The 15,577-nt window shown below is 74.1% G+C and carries 8 protein-coding genes; all 8 read left to right on the top strand.

Annotated features, from left to right (window positions below; all coding sequences use genetic code 11):
• Entirely contained in the window at positions 1-7,491 is a 7,491-nt protein-coding gene (locus tag BJ982_RS05575) for a non-ribosomal peptide synthetase (protein ID WP_184877200.1), read from the top strand.
• Complete coding sequence (locus BJ982_RS05570; RefSeq protein WP_203959287.1) at positions 7,488-8,867, top strand: FAD-binding oxidoreductase; 1,380 nt, start codon at positions 7,488-7,490, stop codon at positions 8,865-8,867. Before BJ982_RS05575 ends, BJ982_RS05570 begins: the two co-directional genes overlap by 4 nt.
• The gene (locus tag BJ982_RS05565; protein ID WP_184877198.1) at positions 8,864-9,925 is read left to right on the top strand and encodes an amino acid--tRNA ligase-related protein; all 1,062 of its coding nucleotides are present in this window, start codon (positions 8,864-8,866) and stop codon (positions 9,923-9,925) included. Before BJ982_RS05570 ends, BJ982_RS05565 begins: the two co-directional genes overlap by 4 nt.
• A 27-nt stretch (positions 9,926-9,952) precedes the next feature.
• Entirely contained in the window at positions 9,953-11,242 is a 1,290-nt protein-coding gene (locus BJ982_RS05560; RefSeq protein ID WP_184877195.1) for an MFS transporter, read from the top strand.
• Positions 11,243-11,252: 10 nt separating this feature from the next.
• Complete coding sequence (locus BJ982_RS05555) at positions 11,253-12,371, top strand: cytochrome P450 (RefSeq protein ID WP_184877193.1); 1,119 nt, start codon at positions 11,253-11,255, stop codon at positions 12,369-12,371.
• 303 nt (positions 12,372-12,674) lie between these two features.
• Complete coding sequence (locus BJ982_RS05550; RefSeq protein WP_184877191.1) at positions 12,675-13,568, top strand: acetaldehyde dehydrogenase (acetylating); 894 nt, start codon at positions 12,675-12,677, stop codon at positions 13,566-13,568.
• Positions 13,565-14,590, top strand: coding sequence for a 4-hydroxy-2-oxovalerate aldolase (dmpG, locus tag BJ982_RS05545; RefSeq protein ID WP_184877189.1), 1,026 nt, complete (start codon positions 13,565-13,567; stop codon positions 14,588-14,590). Before BJ982_RS05550 ends, dmpG begins: the two co-directional genes overlap by 4 nt.
• Positions 14,587-15,570, top strand: coding sequence for a beta-ketoacyl-ACP synthase III (locus BJ982_RS05540; protein WP_184877187.1), 984 nt, complete (start codon positions 14,587-14,589; stop codon positions 15,568-15,570). Before dmpG ends, BJ982_RS05540 begins: the two co-directional genes overlap by 4 nt.
• Positions 15,571-15,577: the final 7 nt, after the last annotated feature.

Below are 15,577 nucleotides of genomic sequence, written 5' to 3'. Positions count from 1 at the left end.
ATGACGTCTGCTCTCCATGGCTCCCCCCATGGCTCTCAGGGCGGCAACGCCTTCCGCACGCCCCAGGAAGAGATCCTGAGCGGCCTGTTCGCCGAGGCGCTGGGGCTGCCGTCGGTCGGCCCCGACGACAACTTCTTCGAACTCGGCGGCGACTCCCTGCTGGCGATGCGGCTGGTGAACCGGATCCGCCGCGTGCTGGGACCGGCGGCGCACGTGCGCAAGCTGTTCGAGTCGCCCACGGTGGCCGGGCTGGCCCGCAGGCTCGCGCAGGACGCGGACGGCGCCCCGGCCACGCGACTCTGGGCCACGCTCGACGAGGTGGCCGTGCCGGAGCGCGCCCCGCTGTCGTCGGCGCAGCAGCGGCTGTGGTTCCTGGCGCAGCTCGAAGGGCCGACCCCCCGGTACAACATGCCGGTCGCGGTGCGCCTGCGCGGCACGGTGGACGCGGCGGCGATGGAGGCCGCGCTGCGTGACGTGGTGGCCAGGCACGAGGCCCTGCGCACGGTCTTCCCGCAGGTCGACGGGGTGCCGTACCAGCACGTCGTGGACATGGCCGATGTGGGCCCCCTGCTGCGCCGGATCACCGTGCCGGACGGCGGCCTGCCCGCCGCACTGGCCGAGGCGGCCGGCGAGGCGTTCGACATCACCACCGACGTTCCGCTGCGGGTCACCGACATCGAGGTGACACCGGCACCTGGCGGCGGGCCGGAGCACGTGCTGCTGCTGTCGCTGCACCACATCGCCGCCGACGGGGAGTCGATCCGCCCGCTGCTCGGCGACCTCGCCACGGCCTACGCGGCCCGCCTCGCCGGCGACGCCCCCGGCTTCCCGCCGCTGAAGGTGACCTACCGGCAGTACAGCGAGTGGTACCGGCGGCTGCTCGACGAGGAGTCGGGGCCGGACGGCGTGCTGACCGCCCAGCTCGACTTCTGGCGGCGCGCGCTGGACGGCATCCCGCGGCGGCTCGCGCTGCCGCTGGACCGGCCCCGGGCGGCGGTGCCGTCCCATCACGGCGCGGGGGTGCCGTTCACCATCGACGCGGCGCTGCACGCCCGCCTGGTCACCCTGGCCCGGCGGTGCAGGGCGACGCTGTTCATGGTGATGCAGGCCGCGCTGGCCGCCCTGCTGACCCGCGCCGGCGCCGGCACGGACATCCCGTTCGCCGCGGCGGTGGCCGGCCGGTCCCACGACGACCTGGACGGGCTGGTCGGCCTGGTCGCCAACACGCTCGTGTTCCGCACCGACACCTCCGGCGACCCGGCCTTCGGCGACCTGGTGGACCGGGTGCGGGACGCGGACATGGCCGCGCTCGCCCACCAGGAGGTGCCGTTCGACCGTGTGGTGGAGGCGGTCAACCCGGGCGACTCGCGTGGCTGGAGCCCCCTCGTCCAGGTGTCCCTCGGATTCGGCGCGACCGGGGTCGACGCGGAGGTGCTGCGCGGCCTGCCGGACGCCGAGCTCTACGACGTCGGCACGGTGGCGGCCAAGTTCGAGCTCGGGCTGGGCATGCGCGAGCTGCCCGCCTCGGACGGCGTCCCGCAGGGGATCGCCGGCTTCCTGGACTACGCGGTCGAGCTGTTCGACCGGGACACCGCCGAACTGCTCGCGGCCGACTTCGTCCGGATCCTCGACCAGGTCGCCGACGACCCGGCGCTCACCCTGGACCGGCTGGAGCTGACGGAGCGCGCCGCGCCCGGCGAGCCCCTCGCGGCGAGCATCCCGGACCGGTTCGCCGAGCAGGTCCGCCGCCGGCCCGACGCCCCAGCGCTCGTCTCCGGGCGCGAGGAGGTGACGTACCAGGAGCTCGACCGGCGGGCCACCGCCCTCGCCCACCGCCTGGTCGCCCTCGGCGTGGGGCCGGAGGCGCCCGTCGCCGTGCTCGTCGACCGCTCGGTCGAACTGATCGTGTCGCTGCTCGCCGTGCTGAAGGCGGGCGGCGCCTTCGTGCCGCTGGAGCGGCGGAGCCCGGCGGCGCGGCACGGCGTCGTGATGCGGGAGTCCAAGGCCCGGGTGCTGCTGGTGGACGCGGCGTCGCTGAGCGTGCGCTTCGACCACCAGGCCGCGATCCTCGTCGTCGAGCCCGGCGCGATGTCCGCACCCGACGTCCCGCTGCCGCGCACGTCCGGGAACCCCGGCCAGCTCGCGTCCATCATGTTCACCTCCGGGTCCACCGGCACCCCGAAGGGCGTCGGGGTCACCCACGGCGACGTCCTGGCGCTGGCGCGGGACGGGTCCTTCGCCGGCGCCGCGCACCGGCGGGTGCTGGTGCACTCCTCCTACGCGTTCGACGCCTCCACCTACGAGATGTGGGTGCCGCTGCTCAACGGAGGATGCTGCGTGATCGCCCCGCCCGGCGACCTCGACGTGCGGACGCTGGCGCGCGCCATCGAGGAGCACAGGCCCGCGGCGGCCGCGATGACCACGTCGCTGTTCAACCTGATGGTGGAGGAGGAGGACGCCGCGCTCGGCGTCCTGGAGGAGGTGTGGACGGGAGGCGAGGCCGTGTCCGCCCGCGCCATCCGCACGCTGCGCGCCGCCCGGCCCGGCACCCAGGTGGTCAACGGGTACGGGCCCACCGAGACCACCACCTTCGCGACCCGGTACTTCGTGCCCGCCGACGGCGAGCTCCCGGACAACGTGCCGATCGGCGGCGTGCTCGACGACATGCGCGCCTACCTGCTCGACGAAGAGCTGCGGCCGGTCGAGGACGGGGAGCTGGGCGAGCTGTACGTGGCGGGCGCCGGGCTGGCCCGCGGGTACGTCGGCCGTCCCGGGCTGACCGCGCTGCGGTTCGTCGCCGACCCGTTCGCCGGACCCGGCGAGCGGATGTACCGCACCGGCGACCTGGTGCGCCGCACGGAGACCGGTGACCTGGAGTTCGCCGGCCGCACCGACGACCAGGTCAAGATCCGCGGGTTCAGGATCGAGCCCGGCGAGGTGCAGTCCGTGGTCCAGGCCGACCCGGCGGTCGCGCTGGCCGCGGTGGTGGTCCGCGAGGACGACGCGGGAGAGCGCAGCCTGGTCGCCTACGTGGTGCCCGCCGACGGCGCGGACGGGGGCGCGCTCGCGGACCTGCGGGAACGCGTGGCCGCCCGGCTGCCCGACTACATGGTGCCGTCGGCCTTCGTGCCCCTCGACGCGCTGCCGATCACGCCCAACGGGAAGCTGGACCGGGCGGCGCTGCCCGAGCCCGAGCGCGCCGCGCAGGCCGCCGCCACGTCGCGGCAGGCCGCCGCGCCGCGCACCGCGGTGGAGGACATCCTGTGCGGGCTGTTCGCCGACGCGCTCGGCGTCGAGCAGGTCGGCCCGCAGGACAGCTTCTTCGCGCTGGGCGGCCACTCGATGATCGCCATGCGGCTGGTGACCCGGATCCGCTCCGTGCTGGGCGCGCACCTCGCCCTCGCCCAGCTCTTCCAGGAACCCACCCCCGCCGGAGTCGCGCGGGTGCTGGCCCAGGTCGCCGAGCCGGACCGGGCGCCCGTGCCGCTGACCGGAGGCGGGCCGCGTCCCGACCCGATCCCGCTGTCCTTCGCGCAACAGCGGCTGTGGTTCATCGGCCAGATGGAGGGGCCGAGCGCCACCTACAACATCCCGCTGGTGGTGCGGCTGCGCGGCGCGCTGGACGTCGCGACGCTGCGCACGGCCCTGCACGACCTGGTCACCCGGCACGAGGCGCTGCGCACCGTGTTCCCGTCCGCCGACGGCGCCCCCTACCAGCGGATCATGCCACCGGCCCAGGTGAGCCTGGACCTGCCGGTCGTCGGCGTGGCCGGGAGCGAGGTGGACGCCGAGCTGGACCGCGCCGGCCGGCACGCCTTCGACGTCACGGTGGACCTGCCGCTGCGCTGCGTGCTCTTCGAGGTCACCGACGGCCCCGAGCCCGAGCACGTGCTGCTCGTCCTGGTGCACCACATCGCCTGCGACGGCGTGTCGCTGCGCCCGCTGCTCGCCGACCTGGATCACGCCTACCGGGCGCGGGCGGCCGGCACCCGGCCGGACCTCGAACCGCCGGCCGTGCAGTACGCGGACTACACGGTGTGGCAGCGGACGGCGCTCGGCGACGAGCGCGACGAGTCCAGCGTGCTGGCCGGTCACCTCGACTACTGGGCCACCGCGCTGGCGGGGATGCCCGAGCAGCTCGACCTGCCCTACGACCGGCCGCGCCCGTCCGTGCCCAGCTACCGGGGCGACACGGTCGAGCTCGTCACGGACCCGGCCCTGCACCGGGAGCTGCTGAACCTGGCCCGGCGGCAGAACTGCACGCTGTTCATCGTCCTGCAGGCCGCGGTGGCGGCCGTGCTCAGGCGATACGCCGTCGGCGACGACATCCCGCTCGGCACGGTGGTCACCGGGCGTCCCGAGGCGGCGCTGGACGACCTGGTCGGGTTCTTCGTCAACACGCTGGTGCTGCGCGCCGACACCTCCGGCGACCCGACATTCGCCGAACTGCTCCACCGCACCCGCGACCTCGAACTGGCCGCCTTCGCCCACCAGGACGTGCCGTTCGACCTCGTGGTCGAACGGTGCAACCCGCGGCGGTCCCTCGGCAGGCACCCGCTGTTCCAGGTCCTCGTGGCCCTGGACTACGGCTTCATGAACGAGAGCGAGCCGCTGCTCGGCGCCGAGGCCACCTTGTCCTCGCTGTCCACCGGGACGGCGAAGTTCGACCTGTCGGTGGACTTCGACCAGCGCCGCGACGCCCAGGGGGCGCCGTCCGGGATCGGCGTCGTCCTGGAGTACGCGACCGACCTGTTCGACCGGGACACCGTCGTGGCGATCCGCGACCGGATCGTCCGCATGCTGGAGGCCGTGGTCGCCGACCCGGACCTGCGGATCGGCGGGATCGACCTGCTGTCGCCGGACGAGAGGCGGCGCCTGCTGGAGGACTGGAACGGCGCGGACCGCGCCGAACCCGAGCACGACGTCCCGGCGGCGGTGCGCCACGTGGTGGACGGGCGTCCGGACGCGGTCGCGGTGTCCGCCGCGGACGGTTCGCTGACCTACGCGGAACTGGCCGGGACGGCCGCCGCCGTCCGCCGGGACGTGGTCGCCGCCGGAGCCGGGATCGACACCATGACCGCGGTGCTGTCCGAGCGCAGCCCCTGGTTCGTGGCCGCCGCGCTCGGCGTGCTCGACGGCGGGGGCGGCTACCTGCCGCTCGACCCGGGCATCCCGGTGGGCCGCGCCGCCGGGATGCTCAACGACGCCGGGGTGCGCGTGCTCGTCGCCGCCGCCGGCCTGCGGGACCGGGCCGCGGCGATCGCGGCCGCCTGCGACCATCCCGTCACGGTGCTGACGCCCGGCGGATCGTCGGCTCCGGAGCCGCCCGTCGAGGCGCCGCGCGACGCGCTCGCCTACGGCGTGTTCACCTCCGGCTCCACCGGCACGCCCAAGGGGGTCCTCGTCACCCGCCGCGGGCTGGCGAACCACCTGGCGGTGGTCGCCGACCTGTACGGGCTCGACGAGCGCGACACGATGGCGTTCAACGCGCCGCTGACGTTCGACGTCGCGATCTGGCAGGCGCTCACCATGCTCACCGTCGGCGGGCGGGTGCACGTCATGGACGACGACACCACGCGCGACCCGTTCGCCCTGCTGGACGCCGTGGCCCGGCACGGCGTCACGGTGCTGCAGATCGTGCCCGCCGTGCTCGACGCCGTCCTGAACGCCTGCGCGGCCGACCCCGCCGCGGCGGCCCGGCTCGCCGGCCTGCGGTGGATGCTGGTGCACGGCGAGGCGTTGCCCGGCGAGCTGGCCCGGCGCTGGTACGACCGGTTCCCCGGCATACCGCTGGCCAACGTGTACGGCCCCGCCGAGTGCACCGATGACGTGTCCATCGCGATGCTGCGCCCCGACGCGGTGGCCGGGAGCACCCGCGCGCCGATCGGGCCGCCGCTGCCCAACACCCGGTGCTACGTGCTCGACGACCGGCTGGGCCCGGTGCCGCCCGGCGTCGTCGGGGAGCTGTACGTCGCGGGCACCGGAGTCGCCCGCGGCTACTCCCGCCGGGCGTCGCTGACCGCGGAACGCTTCGTGGCCGACCCCTTCGGGCCCGCGGGCACCCGGATGTACCGCACCGGCGACCTGGTCCGGTGGAACCGGGACGGCGAGCTGGAGTTCGTCGCCAGGGCCGACCACCAGCTCAAGATCCGCGGCCACCGGGCCGAGCCCGGCGAGATCCAGGCCGCGCTGGAGACCGACTCCTCGGTGGGGCAGACCGCGGTCGTGGCCTCCCCGGAGGGCGCGCTGATCGCCTACGTCACCCCGGCACTGGCCGGCGGGCACGTCGAGGTGGAGCGGCTCCGCCGCCAGGCCGGCGACCTGGTGCCCGAGTACATGGTGCCGACCGCGTTCGTCGTGCTCGACGCGCTGCCGCGCACCGTGAACGGGAAGCTGGACCGCGCGGCGCTGCCCGCCCCCGAACCGTCGGCCGCCCGTCCGCTCGCCGCGCCCCGGACCCCGCGGGAGGAGATCCTCTGCGGCCTGTTCGCCCGGCTGCTGGGCCGGCCCGAGGTCGGCGTGGACGACGACTTCTTCCAGCTCGGCGGGCACTCGATGCTGGCCATGCGGCTGATCGCCGACATCCGCTCCGACCTCGGCCTGACCGTGTCGGTCCGCACCCTGTTCCGGACGCCCACCCCGGCGGGCATCCTGTCGGCCGAAGCCGGTGAGGACGCGCGGCACGACTTCGACGTCCTCCTGCCGCTCAGGACCGGCGCGGACCCGGCGCCGCTGTTCTGCGTGCACCCGGCCTCCGGCCTGGCCTGGGGCTACCGGGCCCTGGCCCGGCAACTGGCCACCGACACGACGGTGTACGGCGTGCAGGCGCCCGGACTGCGGGACGGCGCGCCGATCCCGGAGTCCTTCGAGGAGATGCTGGACCGGATGGCCGCCGAGATCCGGCAGGTCAGCCCGTCCGGTCCCTACCGGCTGCTGGGCTGGTCGCTGGGCGGCAACATCGCCCACGCGCTGGCCACGCGGTTCCAGGACGAGGGGGAGCGGGTCGAGCTGCTCGCCCTGATCGACGCCTACCCCGGCGAGACCTGGAACCACCCCGCCTTCGCGACCCAGAGCCAGTGGGACGAGTTCTCCCTGCTGGCCACGCTCGGCGAGGAGCCGCCGGAGGAGGTGGACGACGCCGGCCGGTTGCGGCACGCGCTGGCCGCCCTTCGCGGCACGGCGCTCCACCGGCTGGGCCTGGAGGAGCGGGTGCTCCAGCGGCTCGTGGACGTCGGGGTGAACGCGAGCCGGCTGGCGGCGGCGTGGCGGCCGTCCCGGTACCGGGGGACGGCGCTGTTCTTCACCGCGGCCCGCAGCCGCGGCCCGAACTGGCCGAGACCCGAGGACTGGGAGCGCTACGTGGACGACCTGGCCGAGACCTCGCTGCCCTGCCGCCACGAGGAGGTCCTGACCGACGAGCCGCGGACGCTGATCGCCGAGGCGGTCGCGGCCGCCCTCGGGTCCGGCGTCGGAGCGCGGGGGGCCCGGTGAACGGCGCCCGCCCCCGGCCGTCCCGGCCGCACTTCCTGTACCCCGGGAACCCCGGCTACGACGAGGCGCGCGCGGTGTGGAACGCCATGCACGACCGCCGCCCGGTGTGCGTGGCGCGCTGCCGGACGGCGGAGGAGGTGTCCGACGCCCTGCGGTTCGCCGTGGCGAACGGGCACCCGGTGACCGTGCGGGGCGGCGGGCACAACGTCGCCGGCGCGGCCGTCGCGGACGACGCCGTCATGATCGACCTGTCGCCGATGCGGGGGGTGCTCGTCGACGCCGGCGCCAGGGTGGCGTACGCCGACGGCGGGTGCCTGCTGCGCGACGTCGACGCCGCCACCGTGCGCTACGGCCTGGCCTGCCCGGCGGGGGTGGTGTCGCACACCGGCCTCGGCGGTCTCGCCCTCGGCGGCGGCTACGGCTGGCTGGCCCGCACCTGGGGGCCGACCTGCGACCACATCCTCGCCGCGCAGGTGGTGCTCGCGGACGGCTCGATCGTCGAGGCCGACGAGACCGGGCACCCGGAGCTGCTGTGGGCGCTGCGCGGCGGCGGGGGCGGCAACTTCGGCGTCGTCACCCGGTTCACGCTCCGGCTGCGCCCGGTGGGGCCGCTCTACCACCATGTCGCGCAGTACCCGCTGGAGACGGCGGCACGGGCGCTGGCCGCCTACCGGTCCTTCGCCGAGCACCAGCCCGACACCCTGCACGTGGTGGGCGCGCTCAAACGGGTGCCCGCCGCCGCGGACGGCGGCGGCGTCGTGCTGCGGTTGGGCGGCGCGTACTTCGGGGACCCGCAGGACGGGCCGCGGCGGATCGCGCCCCTGCTCGACGCCGCGCCGCCGGAGACGGCGACCGGGCGGGTGATCTCCTACCTGGAGCTCCAGGGGATGGGTGATCTCAGCGAGCCGCACGGGCACCGCTACTACACCAAGTCCGGCTACCTGACCGGCCTGCCCGACGAGGCAGTGGCGTCGATGCTGAGCGGCGCCCAGGAGATGCCCTCGACCCTGTCCAGCATCGACTTCGAATACCTGCGCGGCGCGATCGCGCGCCCGCCCGAGCGCGACGGCGCCTTCCCCAACCGCGACGCGCCCTACATCGTCACGGCCTCGGCCCAGTGGACGGACCCGGCGCACGACGAGGAGAACGTCGCCTGGACCCGCCGCGCCGTCCATTCCTTGAGCGGGCCGCGCATGCCGGGGGCCTACGTGAACTACGTCCAGGACGAGGAATGGGCGCCTCCGGACATCTACGGAGAACAGCGGCTGCGGCGACTGGCCGCCGTGAAGCGGGTCTACGACCCGGACGACGTCCTGCGCGGTGGCCGGATCCCGGCGGCCGCGCGGCCCACGACCAGCGCATCCGAAGGGACATGACCATGACGCAGGCCACCACGGTCCAGAACTTGGTGCGGCCACCGGCCGTGTTCGACAGCAACGAGCCGGACGCGTTCGTCACGGCGCTGCGCTCGCCCTGGACCGCGCTGATCGCGGAGTTGTACGACGTGATCCTCGCGACCACCGGCGAGTACGCCCGCTCGCGCGGGCTCCGCGGGTTCCCGCTGCCGCTGACGACCCGGTCCGTGACCTGCCCGACCGCTCTGGGCAGCGACTCCGAGCCGGTGCCGGTGACGGTGGCGGGGGTGCGCACGTACTTACCGGACTCCCTCCAGTTCGCCCTGGAGTACGGCTGCCGCCTGACGCCGGACGGATGCTTCGTGATCGCGCCGTCGTTCCGCGGCGAGCCCGCCGACCAGACCCACCTGAACCAGTACACGCACAGCGAGGCGGAGATCCCCGGCGGGCTGGACGACCTGACCGGCTACGTGGACGGCTATGTCGGCGCGCTGTCCGGCGCCATCCTCGAACGGCTCGGCGGACGTCTGGCGGCCACCCGGGGCGACGTCTCCCACCTGGAGCGGATGGCGGGCCGGGCGTCGTTCGAACAGCTCACCTTCGACGAGGCGGCCCGCGTGGTGGCCGACGTGGACGGCGGTGTCCGCGACGAGGGCACCTGGCGGACGCTGACCCGCGCGGGCGAGCGGGCGCTGATGGAGCGGGTGAGCGAATTCGTGTGGGTGCGGCACTACGACGCGCTGGCCGTGCCGTTTTACCAGGCATTCGAGGACCCGGACGGGAGAACCGCGCGGAACGCGGACCTGCTTTTCGGCCCGGGCGAAATCGTCGGCTCGGGTGAGCGGCACGAGGACGCCCAGACCTTGCGTAAGTCCATGGCGCTTCATAACGTCAGGGAAGAGGACTACGCGTGGTATGTGCGCATGGTGGAGGCATTTCCGCGGCGGACCTCGGGTTTCGGCATGGGCGTGGAGCGTTTTCTGATGTGGGTGCTGCGCCACGACGACATCCGGGATATTCCTGTAATATCCCGGGTAAACGAGCCCTTGGAGTTCCCTTCGGCCGTCGTTCGGCCATAAATCACGGGATGATGCATCTTGTCGGACGTGGCGAAGGACACCCCGGATCGGCCCCGGTCGCGGTGGGGCGTATTGGCCCAGCGGGACTTCCGCCTGTTGTGGACGGGCGAGACCGCGAGCCAGCTCGGCAACAGCATCACCGTGGTCGCCCTGCCGCTGATCGCGGTCGTGAGCCTCGGCGCCAGCTCCACCGCCGTCGGCGTCCTCGCCGCGGCGGTGTGGCTGCCCTGGCTGGTCGTGGGCCTGCCGGCGGGCGCGTGGGTGGACCGGGTGCGCAAGCGGCCCTTGATGATCGCGTGTGACCTGGTCGCCGCGGCGGTGTTCGTGAGCGTGCCGGTGGCGGCGTGGCTCGGCGTGCTGACCCTGGGCCAGCTCATCGCCGTCGCGCTGATCTCCGGCACCGCGGCCACGTGCTTCTACCCCGCCTACCACGCCTACGTCCGCACCGTGCTCGACGGCCGCGACCTGCTGGAGGGCAACGCCAAGCTGCACGGCAGCGAGACCACCACCCAGTTCGCCGGGCCGGGCGTGGCCGGCCTGCTCGCCCAGGCGTTCGGCGCGGCCACCGCGCTCCTGGCCGACGCGGCGACATTCCTGATCTCCGCGCTCTGCCTGCACCGGATCCGCGTGGTCGAGCCGCCCCCCGCCTCCCGCGAGGGGCGCGACCCCCTCGGCCGGCAGATCGCCGAGGGGCTCAGGTTCGTCGCCCGGGACCGCTACCTGCGGCCGATCGTCACCTGGGGCGCCGTGACGAACCTGGCGCTGATGGGGTACCAGGCGGTCCAGGTCGTGTTCCTCGTGCGCACCGTCGGGCTGAACCCGGCCACGGTCGGTGTGCTGCTGAGCACGGGCAGCGTCGGCGGCATCGTCGGCGCGCTGGTGACCACCAGGGTCACCCGGCGGGTCGGCACCGCCCGCGGCCTGCTCCTCCTGCAGCTCACCACCGCGCCGTTCGCGCTGCTCATGCCCATGGCCGGGCCGGGGCCGCGGATGCTGCTGTTCGGGCTCGGCGGCTTCTTCGTCGGCATCGGCGTCGCCGTGGCCAACATCGTGGTCGGCAGCTTCCGGCAGGCGTACTGCCCGCCGCACATGCTCGGCCGGGTCGTGGCGACGGCCATGGCGATCGGCCACAGCATGATCCCGCTCGGTTCCCTGCTCGGCGGCGTCCTCGGCGACGTGGTCGGATACCGCGGAGCCATGTGGATCATGACGGGCGTCCTCGCGGTCTGCTGGCTCATCCTCGCGCTGAGCCCGATGCGCAAGGAGCGCGACCTCCCGGAGACCTACGAACCGGAACCGGCTCTCGCCGGCGGGTGAGGGAGGGACGATGCCGCCTGACCGGACGTCCACCGTCCGTTACTACGACGACCTGGCCTGCTGGGTGGTGTGGGGCGAGGCCGCGCGGGAGGCGCTGGAGGACCGGCGCCTGTCCTCGGAGACGTTCGAGGTCGCCAACCTGAGCTACCTGCCCGCCGACATGCACGACCAGTGCGCGCACCTGATCGCCACCCTGAGCCGGTGGTTCGCGCTGCTCGACGGCGAACGGCACAAGACCGCCCGGCGGGCCGTCCAGCCGATGTTCTCGCCCCGCCGGACCCGCGCGCTCGGCGATGTCGTCCACACGATCGTCGAGGAGGCGTTGGCGGACTTCGGGAAGTCGGCGACCGGTGACGCCGTGGCGGACCTGGCCGACACGATCTCGGCGCGCACCGTCGCCCACGTGCTCGAACTGCCCGGCATCGAGCAGCGGTGGGCGCGGGCGCTGGCCGACTTCCTGGCGGCGTCCTACCGCCGCGAGTACGCGGTGCGCGCCCAGGAGGCGCTCCGGGAGATGGAGGAGTTCATCGACGGCCTCCCGGAGGGGGACGGCGAGGGCGTCTGGGCCCGGTCCGGCGACACCGACACCGACCGGCTGGCCACGTCGTCGATGATGCTCTTCGGCGGGCTGGAGACCACCGCCGCGCTCATCACGTTCGCGCTGTGGTACATGCTCGAAAACGGGCTGCAGGACGGCGTCGCGGCGTCGCGAACCGGCGAGGAGGCGGCCGCGATCGTGGAACGCGTCCTCGGCCTGTACGCCCCGCTCGGGCACGTGGCCCGGGTGGCCGCCGAGGACACCGCGCTGGGCGGCCACCGGATCGCACGCGGCGAGCTGGTCATGGTCTCGCTCGACGGCCGCGACCTGTTCGAACCCCCGGCGGCGTCCGACCGGCCCGCCGCCCACCACGAAGGACGCCACGCCGACCACCTGGCGTTCGGCCACGGCATGCACTACTGCTCCGGCGCGTCCCTCGCGCGCCTGACGGCCACCACCGTGCTCACGTTGTTCGCCCGGCGTTGTCCCGAGGCGCGCGTACGCGAGGTTCGATGGCGCAGAAACCGCACCTACCGCGGATTCGAGCACCTGTACCTGACGCTGACCGGCGAATCCGGCGTCACTTCCTGAGCCCGCGCCCGGTCTCCGTCGAGATCGGGCGCGCGCCCATTTCTCCAGGCTTCCCGTGCCTTTCATCGTGCACGGGTATCCGCGTTCTCCGCTTCGGTGAAACCCCATGTCCACAGGCCCCGGCCGGCGGGCTGGACATGGACAGGGCCCATTGAGAAAGTACCTACAGAGCCGACCAGGGAATCGGAACGCCGCGCGGCCACGCCGCCGGCGGCATCCAGGGTCACCGGTCATTCGTGCTCGGGCCATTTCGTTTTCTATTTCTCTCATGGACGCCGTCTCACGTCGGAAGAGAGCTTGCCTGTGAATGGAAGCGAACCGCTGAGGGTCGCCATTCTCGGAGCCGGACTCATCGGTATCGATCTCCTCACGAAGGTCCAGAGTTCCGCCGTCCTGGACTGCCGGCTGGTGGTCGGACGCGACGACAGGGCCTACGGGCTGCGCCGCGCGGCCGCCCTCGGCTGCGCCACCGCCGCGGACGGGATCCGGTCGCTGGTCGCGGCCGACCGTCCCTTCGACATCGTGTTCGACGCGAGCAACGCCCTGTCCCACGTCGAACACTGGGAACGCCTCGAACCGCTGGGCACCCGGCTCATCGACCTGACGCCGAGCATGGTCGGGCACATGGTCGCGCCGACCGTGAACGGGGCCGACACGCGGTCCCACCGCAACGTCAACCTGATCAGCTGCACGGGGCAGGCGGCGGTGCCGATCCTGCACGCGCTCACCCGGCGGCACCCGGCCGAGTACATCGAGGTCGTCACCACGGCGGCCAGCGCGAGCGTGGGCCGGGCCACCCGCCTGAACCTCGACGAGTACATCGACACGACGCAGGACGCCGTGCGGACGTTCACCGCCGTGCCGGAGATCAAGGTCATGGTCAACCTGAGCCCGGCGTCGCCGCCGGCGATGTTCCGCGTGGCGATGTCGCTGCTGGGCGGTGGGTTCGACGCCGAGTCCGTCCGCGCCGACGTGGAGAACGCGGCCGCGCAGGTGCGGGCGTTCGCGCCCGGCCTCGCGGTCAAGGCGTGCACGGTGACCGACGAGCGGGTGTTCGTCGCCGTCGAGGTCGCCGCCGCGGGCGAGCGCATCCCGCGGCACATGGGCAACGTGGACATCATCAACGCGGCGGCCGTGCTCGTCGCCGAGCGGTGGGCGCTGAGCGACGCGGCGATCGCCACCACGGGGGTGTCATGAACCAGCTCTCCGCAGACCGGCCCCGCCTCGTCATCCACGACCCGACCCTGCGCGACGGCCACCACGCGGTGCGCCACGTCCTCGGGCGCGAGCAGCTGCGCGGTTACGCGGCCGCCGCCGACGCCGCCGGCGTCCCGGTGGTGGAGGTCGGCCACGGCAACGGCCTCGGCGCGTCCTCGCTCCAGGTCGGGCGCGCGGCGCTGAGCGACGACGAGATGCTGACGGTGGTGCGCGAGGCGCTGCCCACCAGCAAGATGGGCGTGTTCATGCTGCCCGGCTGGGGCACGACCCGCGACCTGCGCCGGGCCCTGGACCACGGCGCGGACGTGGTGCGGCTCGGCGCCCACTGCACCGAGAGCGACCTCGCCGAGCGCCACCTCGGGTTCCTGCGGGACCTGGGCGTCGAGGCGCAGGGCCTGTTGCTGATGAGCCACATGGCCGACGCCGAGCGGCTGGCCAAGGAGTGCCTCCGCATGGAGGAGTACGGGGCGACGGCGGTCGGGATCTTCGACTCCTCCGGCCACTACCTGCCGCCCGACGTCACGGAGCGGATCACGGCGATCGTCGAGACCGTCTCGGTGCCGGTGATCTTCCACGGGCACAACAACCTGGGCATGGCCGTCGCCAACTCGGTCGCCGCGGCCCAGGCGGGCGCCCAGGTCATCGACGCCTGCGCCCGGGGTTTCGGCGCCGGCGCCGGCAACACCCAGCTGGAGGTCGTGGTGCCGGTGCTGGAGCGCATGGGCTTCGCGACCGGCATCGACCTCTACGCCCTGCTGGACGCGGCCGACCTCGCCGCGCGGACCCTGATGCCGGCGCCGCCGACGATCGACTCCGTCAGCCTCGTGAGCGGGCTGGCCGGCGTCTTCTCCGGCTTCAAGACGCCGGTGCTCGACATCGCCCGCCGGGAAGGCGTGGACCCCCGCGACATCTTCTTCGAGCTGGGCCGGCGGCAGGCGGTGGCCGGGCAGGAGGACCTCATCGTGGACGTCGCGCTGGAGCTGGCGGAGCGCCGCGCATGACCGGCGACGGGACCCGGCCGTCCGACCGGGACGCCGCGGTGATCTGCGGCATCGGACACTGGCTGCCGCCGCGCGTGGTGACCAACGCGGACCTGTGCGCCCGGCTGGACACCACCGAGGAGTGGATCCTCAGCAGGACCGGGATCGCCGCCCGGCGGGTCGCCGACGAGGACCTGACCACCGCCGGCCTCGCCGCCGAGGCGGGCGCCAGGGCGCTGAAGTCCGCCGGCGGCCACGAGGTCCAGGCGCTGATGCTGGCCACCACCACGCCGGACCGCGCCTGCCCCGCGACCGCCCCCGAGGTGGCCTCCCGGCTGGGACTGACCGGCGTCGCCGCCTTCGACGTCTCGGCGGTGTGCTCGGGCTTCCTCTACGCGCTGGCCGCCGCCACCGGCTTCATCGCCGCCGGGCACGCCGACCGGGTGCTCCTGGTGGCCGCCGAGCGGTTCACCAGCCTGCTCGACCCGCTCGACCGCACCACGGTCCCCATCTTCGGCGACGGCGCGGGCGCGGTCGTCCTGCGGCGCGGCGCCGCGACGGAGAAGGGGGCGGTCGGGCCGATCCTCCTCGGCAGCGACGGCGAGAACCGCGACCTGATCCGCGTCGAGGACGGCTACTTCCGCATGGAGGGCCGCGCGGTCTTCCGGCAGGCCGTGGAGCGGATGGCCGAGACGGCGCGCGCCGCGGCCGGAGCGGCCGGCTGGTCGATGGACGACGTGGACCGGATGGTCGCCCATCAGGCCAACGCCCGGGTGTCGGCGGCGGTGGCGGCCGAGCTCGGACTCCCGGCGGACCGGCAGGCGCAGAACATCCGCGACGTGGGCAACACCGCGGCCGCGTCGATCCCGATCCTGCTCGGGCAGGCCACGGCGGACGGTGTCCTGGCGGCCGGCCACCGGGTGCTGGTCACGGCCTTCGGCGGCGGCCTCACCTGGGGCGCCACCACGGTGGTCTGGCCCGACCTGGAGACCGTGCCCTAGACCTGCC

Origin of the sequence: Sphaerisporangium siamense, from assembly GCF_014205275.1 — a bacterium.
Classification (GTDB): Bacteria; Actinomycetota; Actinomycetes; order Streptosporangiales; family Streptosporangiaceae; genus Sphaerisporangium; species Sphaerisporangium siamense.
The sequence above is the reverse complement of the archived record's forward strand: the minus strand, read 5'-3'. Positions and strand labels throughout refer to the sequence as shown.